General features: G+C 61.8%; 18 protein-coding genes. 9 read left to right on the top strand and 9 right to left on the bottom strand.

All coding sequences use genetic code 11. The features are described from left to right. Positions 1-47: 47 nt before the first annotated feature. A complete protein-coding gene (locus AC3WWH_RS19620) occupies positions 48-764 on the top strand; it encodes a GntR family transcriptional regulator (protein WP_058323108.1) in 717 nt (238 codons plus the stop codon). Positions 765-864: 100 nt separating this feature from the next. Next, on the top strand, positions 865-1,803 hold the full coding sequence (locus AC3WWH_RS19615; RefSeq protein WP_058323069.1) for a LysR family transcriptional regulator: 939 nt from the start codon (positions 865-867) through the stop codon (positions 1,801-1,803). Positions 1,804-1,911: 108 nt separating this feature from the next. Here the strand turns inward: AC3WWH_RS19615 and AC3WWH_RS19610 are convergent, their stop codons facing one another. Next, complete coding sequence (locus tag AC3WWH_RS19610; protein ID WP_058323070.1) at positions 1,912-3,306, bottom strand: NAD(P)/FAD-dependent oxidoreductase; 1,395 nt, start codon at positions 3,304-3,306, stop codon at positions 1,912-1,914. Positions 3,307-3,320: 14 nt separating this feature from the next. Then, positions 3,321-3,698 (bottom strand): cupin domain-containing protein, encoded by a 378-nt coding sequence (locus AC3WWH_RS19605; protein ID WP_057255390.1) that lies wholly within the window; start codon positions 3,696-3,698, stop codon positions 3,321-3,323. 384 nt (positions 3,699-4,082) lie between these two features. On the opposite strand from AC3WWH_RS19605, the gene AC3WWH_RS19600 reads away from it, so the two are divergent. Then, the gene (locus tag AC3WWH_RS19600; protein ID WP_492377176.1) at positions 4,083-4,967 is read left to right on the top strand and encodes a helix-turn-helix transcriptional regulator; all 885 of its coding nucleotides are present in this window, start codon (positions 4,083-4,085) and stop codon (positions 4,965-4,967) included. Positions 4,968-5,024: 57 nt separating this feature from the next. On the opposite strand, the gene AC3WWH_RS19595 is transcribed toward AC3WWH_RS19600, so the two are convergent. Genes AC3WWH_RS19595 through AC3WWH_RS19580 form a run of 4 tightly spaced genes read right to left on the bottom strand, consistent with a single transcriptional unit; the run spans position 5,025 to position 8,948 of the window. Beyond that, complete coding sequence (locus AC3WWH_RS19595; protein WP_058323072.1) at positions 5,025-5,822, bottom strand: ABC transporter permease; 798 nt, start codon at positions 5,820-5,822, stop codon at positions 5,025-5,027. A gap of 10 nt (positions 5,823-5,832) precedes the next feature. Further along, positions 5,833-6,735, bottom strand: coding sequence for an ABC transporter permease subunit (locus AC3WWH_RS19590; RefSeq protein ID WP_058323073.1), 903 nt, complete (start codon positions 6,733-6,735; stop codon positions 5,833-5,835). 9 nt (positions 6,736-6,744) lie between these two features. Beyond that, positions 6,745-7,869 carry an ABC transporter ATP-binding protein gene (locus AC3WWH_RS19585; protein ID WP_063891502.1) on the bottom strand — a complete coding sequence of 375 codons (1,125 nt, stop codon included), beginning with the start codon at positions 7,867-7,869 and terminating at the stop codon, positions 6,745-6,747. Continuing rightward, the gene (locus AC3WWH_RS19580) at positions 7,842-8,948 is read right to left on the bottom strand and encodes an extracellular solute-binding protein (protein ID WP_492377175.1); all 1,107 of its coding nucleotides are present in this window, start codon (positions 8,946-8,948) and stop codon (positions 7,842-7,844) included. Before AC3WWH_RS19580 ends, AC3WWH_RS19585 begins: the two co-directional genes overlap by 28 nt. A 241-nt stretch (positions 8,949-9,189) precedes the next feature. Between AC3WWH_RS19580 and speB the strand changes: the two genes are divergently transcribed. After that, a complete protein-coding gene (speB, locus tag AC3WWH_RS19575; protein WP_058323076.1) occupies positions 9,190-10,143 on the top strand; it encodes an agmatinase in 954 nt (317 codons plus the stop codon). Positions 10,144-10,247: 104 nt separating this feature from the next. Here speB and AC3WWH_RS19570 read toward each other — a convergent pair whose 3' ends face one another. Together AC3WWH_RS19570 and AC3WWH_RS19565 are read right to left on the bottom strand one after the other, a co-directional pair. Further along, positions 10,248-10,439 (bottom strand): hypothetical protein, encoded by a 192-nt coding sequence (locus AC3WWH_RS19570; protein ID WP_156433130.1) that lies wholly within the window; start codon positions 10,437-10,439, stop codon positions 10,248-10,250. A 212-nt stretch (positions 10,440-10,651) separates the two neighbouring features. Beyond that, a complete protein-coding gene (locus AC3WWH_RS19565) occupies positions 10,652-11,620 on the bottom strand; it encodes a DUF808 domain-containing protein (RefSeq protein WP_058323078.1) in 969 nt (322 codons plus the stop codon). A gap of 266 nt (positions 11,621-11,886) precedes the next feature. Between AC3WWH_RS19565 and AC3WWH_RS19560 the strand changes: the two genes are divergently transcribed. From AC3WWH_RS19560 to AC3WWH_RS19550, 3 genes are all read left to right on the top strand, one after another. Then, the gene (locus AC3WWH_RS19560) at positions 11,887-12,471 is read left to right on the top strand and encodes a TetR/AcrR family transcriptional regulator (protein ID WP_286161463.1); all 585 of its coding nucleotides are present in this window, start codon (positions 11,887-11,889) and stop codon (positions 12,469-12,471) included. 156 nt (positions 12,472-12,627) lie between these two features. Then, positions 12,628-13,773 carry an efflux RND transporter periplasmic adaptor subunit gene (locus tag AC3WWH_RS19555; protein WP_492377174.1) on the top strand — a complete coding sequence of 382 codons (1,146 nt, stop codon included), beginning with the start codon at positions 12,628-12,630 and terminating at the stop codon, positions 13,771-13,773. Positions 13,774-13,803: 30 nt separating this feature from the next. Continuing rightward, a complete protein-coding gene (locus AC3WWH_RS19550) occupies positions 13,804-16,962 on the top strand; it encodes an efflux RND transporter permease subunit (protein WP_058323109.1) in 3,159 nt (1,052 codons plus the stop codon). Between the two features lie 45 nt (positions 16,963-17,007). On the opposite strand, the gene AC3WWH_RS19545 is transcribed toward AC3WWH_RS19550, so the two are convergent. Continuing rightward, complete coding sequence (locus AC3WWH_RS19545) at positions 17,008-17,805, bottom strand: C1 family peptidase (RefSeq protein WP_058323080.1); 798 nt, start codon at positions 17,803-17,805, stop codon at positions 17,008-17,010. Positions 17,806-17,993: 188 nt separating this feature from the next. On the opposite strand from AC3WWH_RS19545, the gene AC3WWH_RS19540 reads away from it, so the two are divergent. Together AC3WWH_RS19540 and AC3WWH_RS19535 are read left to right on the top strand one after the other, a co-directional pair. Beyond that, positions 17,994-18,221, top strand: a complete 228-nt coding sequence (locus AC3WWH_RS19540) for an EamA family transporter (protein WP_492377219.1) — start codon at positions 17,994-17,996, stop codon at positions 18,219-18,221. Between the two features lie 289 nt (positions 18,222-18,510). Continuing rightward, on the top strand, positions 18,511-20,124 hold the full coding sequence (locus AC3WWH_RS19535; RefSeq protein ID WP_492377218.1) for an ABC transporter substrate-binding protein: 1,614 nt from the start codon (positions 18,511-18,513) through the stop codon (positions 20,122-20,124). Positions 20,125-20,137: the final 13 nt, after the last annotated feature.

The raw sequence follows: 20,137 nt of genomic DNA, 5'->3' as shown, positions 1-20,137 counted from the left end.
CCCTCTCTTTTTTGGCTGCAACCTCGATGCAGCCCCAGGTTTCGAGCATGGCGACGAAGAAGACACCAAAAATCACCAGCATCGAAACACCGGTTCCGATGTATGAGCAGGTCTATCAGCAGATCGTGCAGGCGTTGATGGCCGGGCATTTCGAACCGGGCCAGAAGCTCACCTATCGCAAGGTTGCCGAGCAGTTCGGGACCAGCCCGATGCCGGTGCGCACCGCCTTTCAGCGGCTGCAGGCATTGAAGGGCCTCGAACTTCTGCCGAACGGCAGCGTCGAGGTGCCGCTCTTGACCGTCAAATCCTTCGTCAGCCTGACGGAGGCGCGCATCGCCATCGAAGGCACGGCAACGGAACTCGCGGCAAGCCGCCTCAACGGCAACAACCTGCGCACCGTGCGCCACCACTGCAATCAGCGTACTGCAGCGGCGAAGGCGGGTGACATCGACCGCTATCTGCAGGCGAATTTCGACTTCAAGTTCTCGATCTACCGCCACTGCGGCAACGAGCACCTGATCTACATCATCGAAATGCTCTGGCTCCAGGCGGGACCGTTCCTGCGCAAGCTCGTCGAGGGTACGCCGTTTACCGCGACCGAAGTGCTGGACGTCGATTTTCACGACAAGATCGTTGCGGCTCTCGAGGCGAAAGACCCGCAGCGGGCACGCGAGGCCGTTGCCCACGATATCCGCGATGCCGCAGACTACATGCTCAAATACGCGAAGTTCCTCTCGGACGAGGACGTACGGCCGGCCATATAAACGGACTGGGTTTCGTTCACGTCTGCCCTAGCTTAGTGCATGAAAATGCATAATAATCGCGCTTCACTTGGATCTTGATCAAGGTAAGGGCGGACCTTGCATGGCTTTGGACTCGTTGGATGTGAGGCTGCTGCGCATCTACGTCACGATCGTGGAGGCGGGCGGTTTTGCGGCTGCGCAGGGAGAGCTCAATCTCTCGCTCTCGACGATTTCCAACCATATCTCCGCGCTGGAGAGCCGGCTCGGCCTAACGCTCTGCCAGCGCGGCCGGTCCGGCTTTCGCCTCACGGAAGAGGGGCGCGCCGTCTACGAGGAGGCCAAGCGCCTCTTCGGCTCGATCGACCAGTTCGACATCCGCATGAAGGGGTTGCAGCATCAGTTAAATGGCACGCTCTCCGTCGGCCTCATCGACAACACGCTGTCCGACCCGTCTTCCCGTCTCAACCGCGTCTTTGCCCGGATGACGGACGAGGCACCGGAAGTGGCGCTTTCGATCGTCACGCGGCCGCCGCATGAACTGCTGCGCGATGTGATAACAGGAGAGCTCCACATCGCGATCGCCAGTTTTCCGCGCACGACGCTGGGGCTGGAATATGTCGATCTCTACGAGGAGACGCAGCGCTTCTATTGCGGCGCGGAGCACCCGTTGTTTTCCCGTGGCGACAGCGAGATCGAGATCGACGATATCCGGTCCTACAATCTGATCGGTCGCTCCTATTGGAACGCCCGTGACCTCAAGATTTTCTCGATTGCCAATCCGCGCGCGACGGTCAGCGACATGGAGGCCGAGGCGCGGCTGATCCTCTCCGGTCGCTATCTCGGCTATCTGCCCGACCACTTTGCCAGTCGCTATGTGAGCGAGGGCTTGCTGCGGCCAATCCGCCCGGATCTCTTCAGCTACAAGGCGCCGTTCCAGGCGACCTTCGACAAGACGCGTGCAAAGTCGGGTCTGATCCCGTTTTTCGTGAAGCTGCTCGTTAGCGAATTTGGCGTCTCACAGGTCGGGAAAAGCGCGTCGCGTTTGCGCGCTGGTCGATAGGACCCGCATTCCTGACCGGCCCGGCGCCAGCTGGCGAAAAGCAAAGGCAGAGCCGGTATCCCGGCCCCGCCTTTGTCAGGCGATCAAAATGCCTTTTGGCGAGAGGCGTCAGCTGAGCGGGAAGCCCATTGCAGAGACCATTTTCAGCCAGGGCTTGCGCCAGCCGCCGGACTTGTCCGCCGTATCGAGCGCATACATGGTGACCTGTGCGCCGAGCCAGCGGAACGGTTCCGGCGGAATGGCATTCGGCAGGCTGGTGGCGAAGTCCAGCCGGCTCTCCGGCGTCTTCGAACCGTCGAGAATATCGAGCGCGATACGCGCGCCGAAGCGGGAGGCCGAAACGCCGAAACCGGAATAGCCGCCGGCATAGACGACCTTCTCGCTGTAGTAGCGCTGGAAGTGCACGGCCATGCGGGTACTGAGATCGATCGGCCCGCTCCAGGCATGGGTGAAGCGCAGGCCTTCGAGCTGCGGGAAGGTGTCGAAGAAGGCGGATGCCAGAGGCTCGTAGGTTTCGAGTTCCTTGTCGACCGAAGGGAAGGGGTTGCCGGCAAAGGCGTAAGCCAGACGACCGCCGAAGATGATCCGATTGTCCTTGGTGAGCCGCATGTAGTTCATCTGCGTGCGGGTATCGTAGACGCCCTGCCGGTGGCTCCAGCCGATCGACGCCATGCGCTCGGCCGACAGGGGCTCCGTCGCCAGCACCCGGTCGCGAACGGCGACGACCCGGTGCTTGATCTTTTTGTGGCCCGAGGCAAAGGCATTGGTGGCGAGAAGAACCTTCGGCGCAGTGACGCTTCCTGAGGGCGTCATGGCCTTCATCCGGTCGCCGAGATCTTCAAGACCGGTCAGTTCGGTGCTTTCGAGGATCTCAACGCCGAGGGTGAGCGCAACCCGCTTCAGCCCGAAGGCAAGCAACGCCGGATGCACCGTGCCGCAGATGTGCTTCGACCAGACACCGGCCTTGTAGCGCGGCGAATTGATTTCGCTGCGGACGGCGCCTTGGTCGAGGAAGACGGCCTGGTGGCCATATTTGAGATGGAGTTCGTGCTCTTCGTGCAGCGCTTCGATATGGGCATCGTCGACGGCTACCGTCAGCTCGCCGCCCCATTCGGCGTGACAGTCGACGGCGTGTTCCTCGAGGGTCTGCAGGAAGCCGTGCATGTTTTCCTGGCCAAGCCGCTCGAGCGCGGCGATGTCCTTGGGGAAGATGCGCACGGCATTCGAAAGTCCGTGCATGACCGAAGTCGAGACGACGCCGCCCGGCCGGCCCGAGGCGCCGTTGGCGACCGAACCCTTTTCGATCAGCACGACGTCGATTTCGGGCTGGCGTTGTTTCGCCTGGATGGCACCCCATAACCCGGTAAAGCCGCCGCCGACGACGAGCAGGTCAGCCTTCAGATGGCGCGTCAGTCGCTCTTTCGGCTCGGGCGCGTCCGGCCGGTCGAGCCAGAAGGGCGTCATCGTCACATCTGCAAGGGCTTTGCTTCTTACCTTGGTCATGGGGGCGCCTCACATCATTTCGCGGCGGGTGCGGTGTAGAGGACGTAGACCTTGCGCATCGTCTCGAGCACTTCGAAACGCACCTCGACGCCGGCAGGCAGGACGTAGCTTTCGCCGGCCTCGAAGGTCTCGATGGAACCGTCCGGGTTGGTGATTGCGACCTTGCCCGAGAGGATCACGCTGTATTCGCTGCCATCGGGGTAGGAGAGCATTTCTGCGTAGGGCGTCGACTGCCAGGTGCCGATCACAACGGCCTTGTCGGGGCTTTCGAAATGAACATCGCCGAGCTCATCCGCAAAACCGGACAGGATCGCCTCCGGCGGGACGACGCTGCATTTCTCAAGCTCGCGCAGGCCGACACCGTTGCGCCCGAGTTTGATGACCTTCGACATGTTCACTCCAGTTCAGAAAGACGAGCGGCAAGTACATCGGCCGCCCCTCAAGGTTTCGTTGCTTCCAATTCCTGCGGAACGACGTGGTGTCCGAGATCAATGTCCGTCTCGACGGTCGCGTGCCGCTTTGCCCGCCGTCGATCCACTGTGCAGCTTGCCCCGCTTTTCTAGGCGCTGGAGACTCTCTCCGGAATACGCCAAAGGGCTAGGTTTTGGGGATGAGAGCCGGATCCCGGTGCGCCGCCAGCCCCTGCTGTGCCGAGTTCTCATCGCTTATGCCGTTGTTTTGGCTGGCCAAACGATAGTTTTGGAAATCCCGCAGTGAAAATCCGTTACTTGCGACGAACTGAACCTTCGCCTAATCTGCGCGTGGAGGAGAACAACATGAACGACAATACGATCATCAAAGTCTGCGCGGCGACGCAGCGGGTGCCCGGCGTGGGTGATCTGGCGCTGTCCCTGATGGAGGGGGTTGGCCGTTCGGATTTCCAGGATCGTCTGGCGCAGTCGCTCAAGCGACACATCGCAATCGATGCCGGTCTGATGCTCCTTTATCGGCGAAATGCAGCGCCGAAGATCCTGTTCAACGACTGGCGTACGGACAGGGGCCTGTCCGATATTCGGGCCTATCTGCAGGGCCCGTATCGGCTCGACCCGTTCTACCGGCTGGCGCTCGACAATGGCGACGATGGTCTTTATCGCCTGAGGCAGATCGATCCGTCCTTCGACCGGTCGCAGTATTACCGCGACTACTACCGGCATTCGGGCCTGCACGACGAATTCAACGTCTTCATCGGTATCGATGCGGATACGAAGATCGCGATCTCGCTGGCGCGACGCCACTCCCACGCGGCCTTCAGCGGGGAAGACCAGGATTTCCTGCAGAGCGCGGCGCCGCTGCTCAGCATGGCCGTGCTCCGGCATTATCGCGACCTCAGGCCCGAAAGTCTCGGCGATGAAGGCTCGCCCCTCCAGAGCGCATTGGCGCAGGCAATCCGGAACTTTGGCCGCAGCCTCCTCACCGATCGCGAATGCCAGGTCGCGCAGATGATCCTGCGCGGATATTCGGTCAAGGGGGCCGCTGAAAAGCTCGGCATCTCACCGGCGACCGTCAAGCTGCACCGCCGCAACCTCTACGCCAAGCTCGACATCTCCTCGCAGACCGCCCTCTTCTCGCTGTTCATCGACGCCGTATCGTCGGCGAGCAATGCCTTCGAGGATCCGCTGGCCACGTACCTGTCGCCGGGCGGCGCGCTTCTGCCGCACTGATTTCCTTCTTTACGGCCCAATTCCAGGAAAGCCGGTTCACACTTTCCTGGAATTGCTTCAAGCCGCGGCGCCCACCCGTTGTTCCGAGCGCCGCGAGACCAGTTGAGCGGCTACCAGTCCCAAAACCACGATGCCGAGGATGATCGTCGAGATCGCATTGATTTCGGGCGTCACGCCGAACTTGATCTGCGAATAGATCTTCATCGGCAGGGTCGAGGCGCCCGGTCCCGTGGTGAAGCTCGAAATGACCAGATCGTCCAGCGACAGGGTGAAGGACAAGAGCCAGGCGGAAACGATCGCCGGGATCATGTTGGGTAAGGCGACACTGACGAATGCCTTGGCCGGCGGGCAGCCGAGATCGCGCGCCGCCTCCTCAAGCGCGGGATCGAGCTCGACCAGCCGCGATTGCAGCACGACGGTCGCAAAGCAGAGCGTGAAGGTCGTGTGCGCCAGGGTGATGGTGAGCGGCCCGCGATCGATGCCGAGCGTCACGAACATCAGGAGCATCGACACGGCCATCACCACTTCCGGCATGACCATGGGCGCAAGTAGCATGCCGTTGAACAGTGCCCGGCCGCGGAAACGACGCAGCCGCACCATCACAACGGCCGCGAGCGTCCCGAGAATGGTTGCAGCCGTTGCCGAGACCGCAGCGACCAGGAAGCTGACTTTCGCACCTTCAATGATCGAGGGGTTGTTTAGAACGGTCGCGTACCATTGGGTCGAGAAGCCGCCCCAGACCGTCACGAGCTTCGAGCCGTTGAAGCTGTAGATGACGAGAACGACGATCGGCAGATAGAGGAAGGCGAGGCCGAACAAGATCGACAGCCGATTGAACCAGCTTGGTTTCGTCATGGCCAGCTCCTCAGGTTCGTTCGCGCGACTGGCGCGATTGGAAGTAGACGATCGGCACGACCAGCAGCGCGAGCAGCACGATCGTCACGGCGGCGGCCATCGGCCAATCTCGATTGTTGAAGAACTCGAGCCAGATGGCGCGGCCGATCATCTGCGTATCGGCCCCACCCAGGAGATCCGGGATCACGAATTCGCCGACGACGGGGATGAAGACCAGGGCAGAACCGGCCAAAACACCGGGCAGGCTCAAGGGGAAGGTGACCCGCCAGAAGGCAGAGATGCGGGAGCAGCCGAGGTCGCGCGCCGCCTCGATCAAGGTGCGGTCGGCACTGCTCAGGTTCGAGTAGATCGGCAGCACCATGAACGGCAGGTAGGTGTAGATGATGCCGATATAGATCGCCGTCTCGGTGTTGAGGATGCGCAGCGGTTCGCTGATCAGGCCGATCTTCAAAAGCAACGCGTTCAGGAGACCGTCGTTCCTGAGGATGCTCATCCAGGAATAGACGCGGATCAACATCGAGCTCCAGAACGGAACGATCACCAGAAAGACCAGGAGAGAGCGGGAGGATGGCGAGCAGGACGCAATGCCATAGGCGAGCGGATAGGCGATGAAGAGCATGGCGGCGGTCGAAATCGCCGCGACCTTGAGGCTCGTCAGATAGGCCAGAAGATAGGTGTCGTCGGTGAGAACATAGAGGAAGTTCTCGAAATTCAGCCGGAGGTTCAGGATCGATCCGTCCCAGGCAGTCAGCGGCTCGAAGGGCGGCATGCCGAGTCGTACGGTCGAGAGGCTGATGCCCGCAACCAGTGCAAAGGGCGCCAGGAACAGCACCAGAAGCCAGGCATAGGGGATGGCGATCAGAAGACGCTTGCCCCAGTTCGTCTTTGCGGACGATGACGCTGCCGTGAGCATGGAAACCTCCTATTCGGCCAAGAGCCGGCTTGCCTGCGGCGACCAGCTCGCAAACACCCGATCGCCGACGCCGAGATCGCTCTCGGCTCCGAGATTGACCCGGCGTGCGTCGAGCGTCGCACCAGACTTCAGCCGGACGCGGTAGTGCCGCTCGACACCGGTATAGGTGAGCTGTTCAACCGTGCCTTCGAGACCGCTGCCCGAAGTCGCGAGTTCCACCCGCTCGGGGCGGACCGAGACCCAGAACGGCGCATCGAGCGCGACGCGGTCGGTAAAGGCCGCATGCAGCCGGCCGCCGGCTTCGTCGCTGTCGATCTGCAGCTCGCTGCCACTGCGATCCGCGCGGCTACCGGCAAACACGTTCGTTTCGCCAAGGAACTTGGCGACATAGCGGGACTGTGGCGTTTCGTAGACTTCCGAAGGCGAGCCGACCTGCAGCACCTGCCCCTGCTTCATGATGGCGATGCGGGTGGAGACGGTCATCGCCTCGTGCTGATCGTGGGTGACGATGATGAAGGTGAGGCCGAGTTCCCTCTGCAGGCGAACGAGTTCGAGCTGCGTTTCGGTGCGCAGGTTCTTGTCGAGCGCGCCGAGCGGCTCGTCGAGCAACAGAACCTTCGGCCGTTTTACCAGCGCCCGGGCGAGCGCCACGCGCTGGCGCTGGCCACCGGAAAGCTGCGCCGGCTTGCGATCAAGCAGCGCCGTCAGCTGCAGCTTCTCCGCAACCTCGTCGATGCGCTTCCTGATTTCGCTCTTGGCAAGGCCGTCCTGCTGCAATCCGAAGGCGATGTTCTTGCCGACCGTCAGGTGCGGAAACAGCGCATAGGACTGGAACATCATGTTGGTCGGCCGCCGGTGCGCCGGAACATCGGTGACATCGGCCCCTTCCAGCCTGATGGTGCCGGATGTCGGCGTCTCGAAGCCGGCGATCATCCGGAGCAGCGTTGATTTTCCGCAGCCCGAGGGACCGAGGAGCGAGAAGAACTCGCCTTTTTCGATCCCCAAGTTGATGTTGTTGACGGCCGTGACGACGCCATAGGACTTCGCCAGGTTCTCGATCGAAATATAGGATTGCACGGGGTCTGGTCCTGCTGTTAACGGATCGCTTACTGGCCGGCCCTGAACGCCGACCAGACGCGGGTGCGCTCGCGCGTCTGGCGCGGCGGCAGCGACTTGTCGACGAAGAGCTTCGAACGGACCTCGGCAGGAGGATAGATGTTCGGGTTGTCGCGGATCCCGGCATCGACCTCGGCGGTCGCCGCGGCATTGGCGTTGGCGTAGAAGACGTGGTTGCTGATCGCCGCGACCGTCTTGGGCTCGAGGATATAGTCGATGAAGGCCAGCGCCTGCTCCGGATCCGGCGCATCGGCCGGGATCGCCATCGTGTCGAAGGAGATGATCGTTCCTTCCTTCGGGATCGAATAGTCGACCTTGACGCCGGTTTCCGCTTCTTCGGCGCGAGCCGCCGCAATGCCGGCATCGCCGCTCCACATCAGCGCCAGGCAGAGCTGACCGGAGGCCATGTCGGCCACAAGCTGGCCGCTCTGCATGTGGCGAATGAATGGACGCAGCTTGAGCAGGAGTTCCTTCGCCTTGTCGAGATCGTCAGGCTTGGTGGAATAGGGGTCGAGGCCGAGATAGTTCAGCGCGATCGGGATCACCTCGTTCGGCGCGTCGACGATGCCGATGCCGCAATCCTGGAATTTCGCGGCAACCTCGGGCTTGAAGAACATGTCGAGGCTGTTCGTCGGTGCATCGGCCAGGCGTTCGCCGACGAGCTTGGCGTTGTAGGCGACGCCCGTCGTCAGCCACATATAGGGAACCAGATACTTGTTGTCGGGGTCGTGCTCCGCAACGAGCTTCAACAGGTCCTTGTCGAGATTGCCGTAGTTCTTGAGCGCTGTGACATCGATCGGCTTAAGTGCGCCGGATTGGATGAGGCGTTCACCGACCGTGGCGCTTGGAAAGGCGACATCGAAGCCGCTGCCGCCGGCGAGCAGTCGGGTTTCGAGCACTTCGAGCGAATCGTAGAAGTCCACGCGCGTTTCGGTACCGGTGCGGGCCTGGAAGTTCGAGACCGTGTCTTCGGCGAAGTAGTCGGAGAAGTTGTAGATGAAGAGTTTGTCCTGCGCCTGGGCAGTCGTTGAGACCGAGATAGCGGCGAGCGATGCCGCAAACATGGAGCGCAGTGCGGTGCGACGTAAGTTTTGCATGGTTCCTCCCAAGGACATCGTATTTTTGTTTTCACCAAAGTGATTGGCGGGTCCGAAGAGGGCAACACTCCCTTTGGCTAGGTGCGGCGAGCCAGGTGTCGACGTAAATGGCAATCGACGCCTGCCTTCGCTGCGTCAAACATGTTGGTTTGATCGCGATCGAAGTAACATTCGATCAATGGGCATTTCTCGGCCTGCAGCGCCTGATAGGGTTCCGGCGAAATCAAAAGGGAGAGCTTCGATGGATGAGAAATTCAATCAGCCGCTGGGCGGCAACGACATGCCCCGCTTCGGTGGCCCAGGCACGATGATGCGCCTTCCCACCGCGACGTCGGCTGAAGGCCTCGATGCGTGCTTCGTTGGGATCCCCATGGATATCGGCGCGTCCAACCGCTCCGGCACGCGCTACGGGCCACGGCAGATCCGCGCCGAGTCGGTGATGATCCGTCCCTACAACATGGCGACGGGGGCAGCACCCTTCGAAAGTCTGCAGGTCGCCGATATCGGCGACATCGCCATCAACACCTTCAACCTGCCGGCCAACATGGAGATCATCACCCGCAACATCGGCGAGATCCTCAAGCATGACTGCATTCCGCTGACGCTCGGCGGAGATCACACGATCAGCTATCCGATCCTGAAGGCGATTGCCGAGAAACACGGACCGGTGGCGCTCATCCATGTCGACGCCCATGCCGATATCAACGACACGATGTTCGGCGAAAAGATCGCGCACGGCACGCCGTTCCGCCGCGCCTTCGAGGACGGCTGCCTCAAGCCCGATCTCGTCTTCCAGATCGGCCTGCGCGGAACCGGCTATGCGTCCGACGATTTCGACTGGTCGCGCGACAGGGGCTTCACCGTCGTCCCGGCAGAAGAATGCTGGCACAAGTCACTCGTGCCGCTGATCGACGGCATCCGTGCGAAGATCGGCAACCACAAGACCTATCTGACCTTTGATATCGACAGCCTCGACCCGGCCTATGCTCCGGGCACCGGCACGCCCGAGATCGGGGGTCTGACCGTCATCCAGGCGATCGAAATCATCCGCGGCTGCCGCGGTCTCAATCTCGTCGGCGCCGATCTCGTCGAGGTCAGCCCGCCTTTCGATACGACGGGAACGACGGCGATCACCGCGGCGAACCTGCTCTACGAAATGCTCTGCGTGCTGCCGGGCGTGAAGTACAAGCGGTAGATCGACCGAAGAACGTCGATCATCGATGTGATGGAAGGCGCAAGAGCCTTCCATCACGCGGTGGGACTCATCCATGGCTTCTGCGAGTCAACCAGCGCGACGCATTAGCGGTAGTGCCTCCAGCCGGCCAGGTAATAGTCGAGCAGCACGGGGCGATCGAGCGTATTGGTCTCGACGCCGCTTGCGACGATATCCTTCTCGAACAGGAAATGTTTTGCGACATTGGCGTCATCGAGGTAGCGCGTCGTGACGCTGAGCGCCGGGCGCGCGGTTTCGAGCGGCGTGTCGCTTGCCACCACGAACCCCAATCGCCAAACGAGGGCACGTTGGCGTGATAGGGATAGACGTTGCCGAAGCCCGCGGCTTCGACGGTGTTCGCGATGCTCGCAAAAGCTTGCGGGGCGAAGTAGGGGCTCGTCGCCTGGGTCACGAACAAACCTCTCGGGACAAGGTTGTTGCGAACCAGCCGGGAAGCCAATGGCGGTGCGGCCGAGTGCGGGAAGCCGGATCAGTGCTTTGCCGGCCGCAGGCGGCTCCAGATCGGCGCGACGACATTGCCCATCACGACGATCGTGGCAGCGCCGACGGCGATGGCAAGCAGCGCCTGGAGCGCCGAGGTCGTGAACCAGCCGACGACCGCCGGGGCGACCGCCAGCGTGTGGGCGACGCTCTCGGAGACATCGTGGATGAAGTGTTCCGGCTCGGCCTGGCCCAGTTGCGCCATGCCATGCACGAGGATGCTGCCGCCGACCCAGAGCATGGCCGCAGTGCCGATCGCGGCAAGAACTTTCAGGAACGCGGGCATGCCGAGAACGAGGCCGCGGCCGAGAACGCGCAGGGCGGACAGCGGGTTCTTCGCCAGCGCGACGCCGGCGTCGTCGGCTTTGACGATCAGGGCGACGACCCCATAGACGGCGAGCGTAATCAGGATGCCGACGCCCGCGAGCACAGCGCCCTGCATGTAGATGCCGGCATCGGCGACGGCCGACAGGGTCAGCGCCATGATCTCGGCAGAGAGAATAAAGTCGGTGCGGATGGCGCCGGCAACCTTCTCGTTTTCAAGCGCCAGCGGATCGCTCTTCTCGCCGAGCACCGCTTCCTCGTGCGCGTGGGCGGCATGCGGAAAGATTGCGCCGTAAAGCTTCTCGGCACCCTCGTAGCAGAGATAGATGCCGCCGAGCATCAGCAGCGGCGTGATCGCCCAGGGCGCGAAATAGCCGAGCAGCAGTGCGCCGGGCAGCAGGAAGAGCAACTTGTTCTTCAGCGAACCGAGCGCGATCCGTGCAATGATCGGCAACTCCCGCTCAGGCGTGAGCCCCACCACATAGCGCGGCGTCACCGCGGCGTCGTCGATCACGACGCCGGCTGCCTTGGCGCTGGCCTTCGCGGTCTGGGCCGCCACGTCGTCCAGCGATGCGGCCGCCATCTTGGCGATGGCCGCGATGTCGTCGAGGAGGGCGATGAGACCTGTGGCCATAAGTAGCTAACCCCTTGAGAAGAATCCGAGAAACGCGGCTCCAGAAGCGCCAGTAACCACCATAGCGTGTCGAGTCAACGACAGCCGGGTGACATTGAAAGGTCGTCGGCCTCTCGCGGCGAACTCAATCTTGATTATCAAATCGTGAACGTGCGAGCGCATTCTTTCGTTGACGAGTGTCTCATTTCGATTTACGACTGACGAAATACAAAATTCGTCAGTCGTAAATCGAAAGGCAAACGATGCCGGTGAGCAACGATAACGTCATGGATCAGGCGCGTCAGGACAACATCACGCGGATCCTCGACGCAGCGGAGCGGTTGTTCCGGCATTTCGGCTACAGCAAGACCAATGTCGCCGACATTGCCAAGGAACTCGGCATGTCGCCGGCCAACATCTACCGCTTCTTCGCCTCGAAGACGGAGATCCATCAGGCGATCTGCGGCCGCATGCTGGCGGCCAGCTACCAGATGGCCCAGGAGATCTGCGCCTTGCCATTGAGTGCGACCGAGCGGCTGCGCCGTTACGTACACGCGCAGCATCAGATGACCGTTGAGCTCATGCTCGACGATACCAAGGTGCATGAAATGGTGGTCGTTGCCATCGAACGCGAGTGGCACGTCATCGACAAGCATATCGACAGGCTCGACGCGCTTCTCGCCGACGTCATTCGCGAAGGCATCGCCGCCGGCGAGTTCCCGGAGCAGGACGCCGATGCGGCGTCGCGCTGTTTCGGTGCGGCGACCGTCACGCTCTGTCATCCGCAAATGGTTGCGCAGTGTCTCAGCAAGACAAACCGCGCGGCACCGGAAGAGCTGGTCGAATTCGCGATCAAGGGACTGAAGGTCTAGAGCATCCCGCTTTCAAGTGGAAACACTCGAAGCGGAAAGATGCTCTAGAATCAAAGTGCTAGAGCGTCCTTTGCGCGTTCATCTGAACGCACGGCGCTCTAGCCGGACTGCTTCCGGCGCCAATGCGGCGTCGGCCTATTTTTCGGGAGTGCGACTATGTTTATGCCGATTGAATTTCGCCGCCGTATTTCATTCATTGCCACCATTGCGCTGATTTCGACCCTCTCGGCGGCGCTTGCCGGCTGCTCGGAAGAAAAGTCCGAAACCGCTGAAGTCGTGCGCCCGGTCAAGGTCGTCGAGATCGCCCAGGCCGACAATGTACGCCAGCTCAGCTATTCCGGCGCCGTTCGGGCACGGACCGAGATGAATCTCGGCTTCCGCGTCAGCGGCAAGATCGTCGAGCGTATCGTCAATGTCGGTGACCGCGTCAAGGTTGGCGATCTTCTCGCCCGCATCGACCCGACCGATTACGAACTCGCAGTCCGCAGCGCGTCTGCCAATCTGGATGGGGCCGAGCGTCAGGTCGAAACGGTCGAGCTGGTGCGCGACCGCGCCAAGCAGCTGCTTGCCAGGAAATTCGCCTCGCAGGCCCAGTTCGACCAGGCGGTGCTGAGCTACAACCAGGCTGTCGCCACGCGCGATGCTGCGAAGTCGGCACTGTCACAGGCGAAGAACCAGGTGGTCTATACCAGCCTCGTCGCCGACCGGCCGGGCATCGTGACCACGATCAACGCCGATGTCGGCCAGGTCGTCGGTTCTGGCACGCCGGTCGCAACGGTTGCCGTCGAAGGCGAAAAAGAAGTCCAGGTCGCAGTACCCGAAACGGAGATCAGCAATTTCAAGGCTGGCTTGCCGGTGAAGGTCGGGATCTGGTCCGATGCGGGCCTGTCGCTCGATGGCACGGTGCGCGAGGTTGCCGGCAGCGCCGACCAGCAATCGCGCACCTTCTCGGTGCGTGTCAGTCTGCCGAACGACCAACGCGTCCTGCTCGGCATGACCGCGACCATCGAAGCTTCTGCCGGCAATGGCGTGTCGTTCGTCTCGGTACCCTTGAGCGCGCTGGCTGAGAAGGATGGCTATCCGATCGTCTGGGTCGTCGACCGCGGTACGGAAACCGTCCGCAGCCGCCCGGTCACGCTTGCAGACTTCACCACCAATGGTGTGCGGGTCACCGAAGGACTCAAAGTCGGCGATCTCGTTGTTGCCGCCGGAACGCAGTTCATGACGGACGATCTCAAGGTGACGATCTCCAACGATACGACGCACCAGGCTGCTGCCGCAGCCGAAACCGTTGTGCGCTGACGTCACCAGGATAGCGGAACCGAGCCGATGATGACCTCCTCTTCCGAAGAAAAGCGGCCTTTCAACCTTTCGCGCTGGGCGATCGCGCATCCGGGCATGGCGCGGTTCCTGTTCGGCCTCATCATTCTCGCCGGTGCCTTCGGCCTGATGCGCATGGGGCAGAAGGAGGATCCGGACTTCACCTTCCGCGTCATGGTGGTGCAAGCCTTCTGGCCAGGCGCCTCGATCGAGGAAATGCAGGACCAGGTCGTCAACAAGATCGAGCGGAAGTTGCAGGAAACGCCGCACCTCGATTTCGTGCGCTCCTATACCCGCGCCGGCAGTGCGATCATTACGCTGCAGGTTGAAGGCGATACCAATGCCGAGCAGGTGGCGGACGCCTTCTACCAGGTGCGCAAGAAAGTCGGCGACATCTCCAACGAACTGCCCGAAGGCTTGCTCGGTCCCTATTTCAACGACGAGTTCGGTGACACCTTCATCACGCTCAATTCACTAAGCGGTGAGGGCTACAGCTATCCGGAACTGAAGACGTTCGCCATCCAGGCGCGCGACATGCTCCTGACGACGCCGGGCGTCGAAAAGGCTGTGATCATCGGCGACCAGCCGGAGAAGATCTATATCGACGTCTCCTCGAAGGTGCTGGCCGAACGCGGCCTGACGCTCAACGATCTGCGCAACACGATTTCCGGCCAGAACAACATCGATCCGGCCGGTTCCGTCGATACCGGTTCCCGCTCGGTGCGCATCTCGGTCGAAGGCAGCCTCGACAAGGTCGAGGACCTGAAGAACCTCCGGCTTCGCGCTGGCGGCCAGGTCACGCGCCTTGGCGATATCGCCACGGTAAGCTCCGGGCTCGAGGATCCCTATTCGCGCAAATTCCGCTTCAACGGTCAGGACAGCGTCCAGATCGGCGTCGTCATGGCCAAGGGCTTCAAGGTGACCGACGTCGGCAAGGCGGTCGAAGAGACCTATCAGCGCTTCGAGGCGTCGCTGCCCTATGGGGTCAATGTCGACCAGGTCTCCAACCAGCCTGAGGTCGTCAAGGAAGCAGTCGGCGAATTCATGAAGGCGCTCGGCGAGGCCCTGGCGATCGTGCTCGTCGTGTCGTTCCTGTCGATCGGCTGGCGCTCAGGCCTGGTGATCGCGATCACCATCCCGCTGGTGCTGGCTGCAACCTTTGCCATCATGTACGAGCTCGGCATCGATCTGCAACGCATCTCGCTCGGCGCCCTCATCATTGCGCTCGGCCTCCTGGTCGACGACGCCATGATCGTCGTCGAGATGATGGAAAGAAAACTGGAAGAGGGGTTGGTCAAGGTCGAAGCCGCAAGCTTTGCCTATACCTCCACCGCCTTCCCGATGCTGACCGGCACGCTGATCACCACCGCCGGCTTCATTCCTGTCGGCTTTGCCGCCTCGACCGCCGGCGAATATGTACGTTCACTGTTTTATGTGGTCGGCATCGCGCTGGTCGTCTCCTGGTTCGTTGCGGTCTATTTCACCCCCTGGCTCGGCAACATGCTCCTGAAGCAGCGGAGCCACGCCGGAAACCATCACGACGTCTTCGACACGCGCTTCTATCGTCACCTGCGTTCGACGGTTGCCTGGGCCGTGCGCCATCGCATTATCGTACTTTCGACCACGCTCGCCATCTTCTTCGTCAGCCTCTGGGCCTTCCAGTTCATTCCGAAGAACTTCTTCCCGCAGTCGTCGCGTCCGGAAATCCTGGTCGATCTGTGGCTGCCCGAGGGCACCAGCATCAAGGAGGTCGAAAAGCAGGCCAAGGCGCTTGAAGCCCGGATGATGGATGATGAGGACAAGCGCTTCATCGCCACCTATATCGGCGAGGGAGCCCCGCGGTTCTTCCTGCCGCTCGACCAGCAACTACGCAATCCGAACTTTGCCCAGCTTCTTGTCATGGCCAAGGACGAACCGGCGCGCGAGCGGCTGATTGCCAAGATGCGTGCGATCCTTGCCGCCGACTTCCCGTCGATCCGCGCCAAGGTCGACCGCCTGTTCCTGGGGCCGCCGACCGGCTGGCCGGTACAGATGCGCGTCATGGGTCCGGACCGCGAAGAGGTCAGGCGCATTGCCGACCGGGTAAAGGCGAAGTTCCACGAGAACCCGCTTCTGGGCGCCGTTCACGACGACTGGCTGGAGCCGGTAGCGGGCATGAAGCTGGTTATCGACCAGGACCGCGCCCGCGCGCTTGGCGTCACATCCCAGCGCATCCGCCAGATGCTGCAGGCGAGCGTCACCGGTGCGCCGCTCGACAACTTCCGCGACGGCGAGGAGACGGTGGCGATCGTCGCCCGCGAGCCGGCCGAAAGCCGCAAACTGCTGAGCTCTGTCGACTCGATCTACATCCCGACCGACTTTGGCGGCTTCGTGCCGCTCTCGCAGGTCGCCAAGGTCGTGCCGGTGCTCGAGCAGGGCATCGAATGGCGCCGCGACCGCCTGCCGACAATCACCGTGCGTGGAACCTTGCCGGATGGCGTGCAACCGAACGACGTGGCGATGAAGATGTTCGGTGAGATGCAGCCGCTGCGCGACAGCCTGCCCGCCGGCTATTCGATCGCCATTCAGGGCGGGGCCGAAGATTCAGCCGAAAGCCAGGCCTCGATCGCCGCCAAGGCGCCGATCATGCTCGGGGTCATCGTCGTGCTGTTGATGATCCAGCTCCAGCATTTCGGCAAGGCGATGCTGGTTCTCGCCACCGGGCCGCTCGGCATCATCGGTGCGGCGGCGGCACTGCTCATCAGCGGTGCCCCTTTCGGCTTCGTCGCGATCCTCGGCGTCATCGCGCTGCTCGGCATCATCATGCGCAACTCGATCATCCTGGTCGACCAGATCGACCAGGACATTGCCGCCGGCATGGATCGCGCCGAGGCGATCATCGGATCGGCCGTGCGACGCTTCCGCCCGATCACGCTGACGGCGCTGACGGCGGTGCTGGCGCTGATCCCGATCTCCCGCGGGGTCTTCTGGGGACCGCTCGCCTACGCCATGATGGGCGGCATCCTGGTCGCAACGGTGCTGACAATTCTGGTGCTTCCCGCGGGTTATGCCCTGTTCTTCGGACGCGAACCCAAGAAGGGTGCCGCAGAACCGGAGAAGGCGGAAGAGGTCCATGCGGATGCCGAACTTGATGAGCCGCTCGCTTATCCGCCGGCCGTGGCGGCGGAATAACGCCACGGCCCTTTCAAAGCCAATTCGGGCTAGAACTGTCTGGGGTCAGGCCGTGACATACATGGCCTGGCCCTGAGCCAGATATTGGAACAGCTCATAGCTCATCCAGATGTAGCCGCGACGTCCGTTCCACTCGCAGCCCCAGTTCTGTCCGAAGCTGTTTTGGATGAGGATCGCCTGCTGCTCGTCGTCGTAGCCGATAATCAGCATGCAATGGCCGACATTCGGGACCTTGTTGAGGGGGCCGGTCATCGGGCCGGGGCCTTCGTATTTCATGAAGCCTTCGTTGAGCGACGTGCCGTAACAAAGCGCACCGCCGGCGGCGATGACCGCCTTGATCGCGTCGAGATCGCTGGTTTCGACGATGGCCCAGTCGGGAATCTGGAAGCTGCCATCGGTGGCGGCGTTGGGATCGTAGCTCGACCAGAGCTCGGGGCAGTTCGCATAATAGGGGGCGGTCTGCCAGTTCGGCGTTCCGCTCTGCTTGAGCAGATTGAGGTAGGATGCAAGCCGCGATCCCGCACAGCCCTTTTGCCCGTAGCTCTTCATGACTTCGATATAGATATGGGCTGGGCTTGCCTGCAGCGCCGTGCTCGATGGGGACTGGCTCGCCGCTGCGGCCGCCGTGTAGGTGGCGAGCCCATAGGTCGAAGCCCAGGCGGCGCAACTCCCGGGACTGCCGACATGGCGTGGCGTCCCCTGCGCCTTCGGAGGCGGGAGATATTGTGGGTCGACGGTGGCCGTGGTCGGCAGCGCCGCAGGCACCGGCGGCCGGACGAGCGGGCCATCCTCTCTGATGGTGGGATCATAGCCGAGATCGAGAATTGCTTCATGCACGGACATGGAGGCCTCCTGTCAGCAGCTCCAGCTGCGTAGGTTGAAGGAATGATGTCACTGGGCAGGTTCCGGCAATCCGCCGGTATTTCGAGGCGTGCTCAGGCTAAACCACGCTCCGGCCAAGGATCGCAGTTCGCTATGTTTCGAATTGATACACGCAATGGTAGAGTTTATCATGATCTTACACGTTAGGTATCCTGAGTTTTAACGGGGTAACTCCGGAAGTTCTCCAGTTTCGTGGGCAGCAGATGATCTCGGCGGCGCGAGCGTCGGTCATCATGTGCTGCGAACCGGTCTGGGTGCTGCTTTTCACGGTGGCATTTCTCGGGACGCCGTTGAGCCTTTCGCAGATCCTGGGCTGCGCCGTGATTCTCTCTGCGATGCTGAGCCAGGTTGTTCTGCGATCAAAATCGGGCGGCTGAACCGATCCCCGAGGCTCGATTTCCGCAATTGGTATTGCAATGAGAAATACCACTCACCCTCTTTTCCCGAAACTTTAGGCGGGGCGAATTAGCCCGATTGACAGCGCCTCTTTGGCAGACTTATCGTTAAGTCAAATTACTTGACTTAATAGATCGATCAACGAAGCCTGAGGGGGAATTCGTCATGACGGCAGTCGAGGAAATGCGGCTTTTGGGTAACGCTCCGGAGGCCGGGAGGAAGAGGGTGACAGCGGCGCGATGGCGTCTTGGACCGGTCGCCGCAGCGCTGATGATGGTCGCGGCCGCCGAGGCCCGGGCCGAAGCGGTGCTCACCATGCACATCGAGGAACAAACGAGCTGGGTGCAGAACTTCAACCCGTTCGACCTCGGCGGCCGGCGGCAGAGCACCATGGATTTCGTCTACGAACCGCTGGTGATCTTCAACGACTATGACAGCGGCAAGCCGGTCTGGCGGCTGGCAACAGGTTACAAGTTCGCCGACGATCTGAAGTCGATCACCTATACCCTGCGTGACGGTGTGAAATGGTCGGACGGCAAGCCGCTGACCTCGGCCGACATGAAGTTTACGCTGGAGATGATGCTGAAGAACCCGGCCGTCGATACCGTCGGTGTCGGCGAGACCGTCGCCTCGGTGGAGGCGCCATCACCGACCGAAGTGAAGATCAATCTCAAGGGCGTCGACACACATTTCCCGGAATCGCTCGCCGACTTTCCCGTGGTGCCCGAGCACATCTGGAAGGACGTGAAGGATCCGCTGGCCTTCAAGAACGAAACGCCTGTCGGCTCCGGCCCGATGACCGAGATCCGCCGCTTCACGCCGCAGGTCTACGAACAATGCCGCAACCCCAACTATTGGGACGCCGCATCGCTCAAGGTCGATTGCCTGAAGTTGCCGCAGATCTCCGGCAACGACCAGATGCTGGCGCTTTTGCCGGAAGGCTCGATCGACTGGTTCGGCTCGTTCCTGCCGCAGATCGACAAGACCTATGTCGGCCTTGACGCCGAGCACAACGGTTACTGGCAGCCGCCGGCGGAAACCGTTGCCTTCCAGATGAACTTCAAGTCGTCGAACTCCGGCAACGCCGAGGCCTTCAACGACATGACCTTCCGGCGCGCCTTCAGCCTGGCGATGGATCGCACCGCGATGGTCGATATCGCCGGCTTTGGCTATCCCGTCGTCAACACCCTTGCGAGCGGCCTGCCGCCGCGCTTCGACAGCTGGCGCAACAAGGCAGCCGAGGGCGCGCAGGATGAATGGCTGGCCTATGACATCGACAAGGCCAACAAGCTGCTCGACGATGCCGGCTACAAAAAGGACGGCGAAGGCTTCCGCACCACGCCGAGCGGCAAGCCGATCGCTTTCCCGATCATCGTTCCGAACGGTTGGACCGACTGGATCGACGCGGTGCAGATCGCGACCGAAGGCCTGCGCAAGATCGGCGTCAATGCGTCGGTTGCCACGCCCGAATACGAGCAGTGGCAGAAGCAGATCCTCGACGGCAGCTTCGAAGCGGTGATGAATTCGCGCGCCGACGGACCGACGCCCTTCCGCGGCTACTTCCAGTCGCTGTCGACCGGCTTCGGTGGGCGCATCACCAGCGCGCCGTCGCGTTACTCCAACCCCGAGCTCGACAAGGTCTTCGACGAGTACCGCCGCGCCGCGACGGACGAAGAGCGCAAGAAGCTGTTCGACCAGGTGCAGGTGATCGTTGCCGACAACCTGCCTGTCGTTCCCGTCTTCAACGGCCCGACCTGGTACCAATTCTCGACCAAGCGCTTTACCGGCTGGGTCACCAAGGACGAACCTGTCATGAACCCCGAGGATCACGACAACAACCGGATGCGGCTGGTGCACCTGCTCCGCCTCAAGCCCGTGCAATAAGCGACAACAGGCC

This window comes from Ensifer sp. EB106-03-01-XG145 (assembly GCF_058792075.1).
The sequence above is the reverse complement of the archived record's forward strand: the minus strand, read 5'-3'. Positions and strand labels throughout refer to the sequence as shown.

Coding starts and splice junctions, on each gene's coding strand:
- AC3WWH_RS19620 (WP_058323108.1), top strand. CDS start 48: ATGGCGACGAAGAAGACACCAAAAATCACCAGCATCGAAACACCGGTT.
- AC3WWH_RS19615 (WP_058323069.1), top strand. CDS start 865: ATGGCTTTGGACTCGTTGGATGTGAGGCTGCTGCGCATCTACGTCACG.
- AC3WWH_RS19610 (WP_058323070.1), bottom strand. CDS start 3,306: ATGACCAAGGTAAGAAGCAAAGCCCTTGCAGATGTGACGATGACGCCC.
- AC3WWH_RS19605 (WP_057255390.1), bottom strand. CDS start 3,698: ATGTCGAAGGTCATCAAACTCGGGCGCAACGGTGTCGGCCTGCGCGAG.
- AC3WWH_RS19600 (WP_492377176.1), top strand. CDS start 4,083: ATGAACGACAATACGATCATCAAAGTCTGCGCGGCGACGCAGCGGGTG.
- AC3WWH_RS19595 (WP_058323072.1), bottom strand. CDS start 5,822: ATGACGAAACCAAGCTGGTTCAATCGGCTGTCGATCTTGTTCGGCCTC.
- AC3WWH_RS19590 (WP_058323073.1), bottom strand. CDS start 6,735: ATGCTCACGGCAGCGTCATCGTCCGCAAAGACGAACTGGGGCAAGCGT.
- AC3WWH_RS19580 (WP_492377175.1), bottom strand. CDS start 8,948: ATGCAAAACTTACGTCGCACCGCACTGCGCTCCATGTTTGCGGCATCG.
- speB (WP_058323076.1), top strand. CDS start 9,190: ATGGATGAGAAATTCAATCAGCCGCTGGGCGGCAACGACATGCCCCGC.
- AC3WWH_RS19565 (WP_058323078.1), bottom strand. CDS start 11,620: ATGGCCACAGGTCTCATCGCCCTCCTCGACGACATCGCGGCCATCGCC.
- AC3WWH_RS19560 (WP_286161463.1), top strand. CDS start 11,887: ATGGATCAGGCGCGTCAGGACAACATCACGCGGATCCTCGACGCAGCG.
- AC3WWH_RS19555 (WP_492377174.1), top strand. CDS start 12,628: ATGTTTATGCCGATTGAATTTCGCCGCCGTATTTCATTCATTGCCACC.
- AC3WWH_RS19550 (WP_058323109.1), top strand. CDS start 13,804: ATGACCTCCTCTTCCGAAGAAAAGCGGCCTTTCAACCTTTCGCGCTGG.
- AC3WWH_RS19545 (WP_058323080.1), bottom strand. CDS start 17,805: ATGTCCGTGCATGAAGCAATTCTCGATCTCGGCTATGATCCCACCATC.
- AC3WWH_RS19535 (WP_492377218.1), top strand. CDS start 18,511: ATGATGGTCGCGGCCGCCGAGGCCCGGGCCGAAGCGGTGCTCACCATG.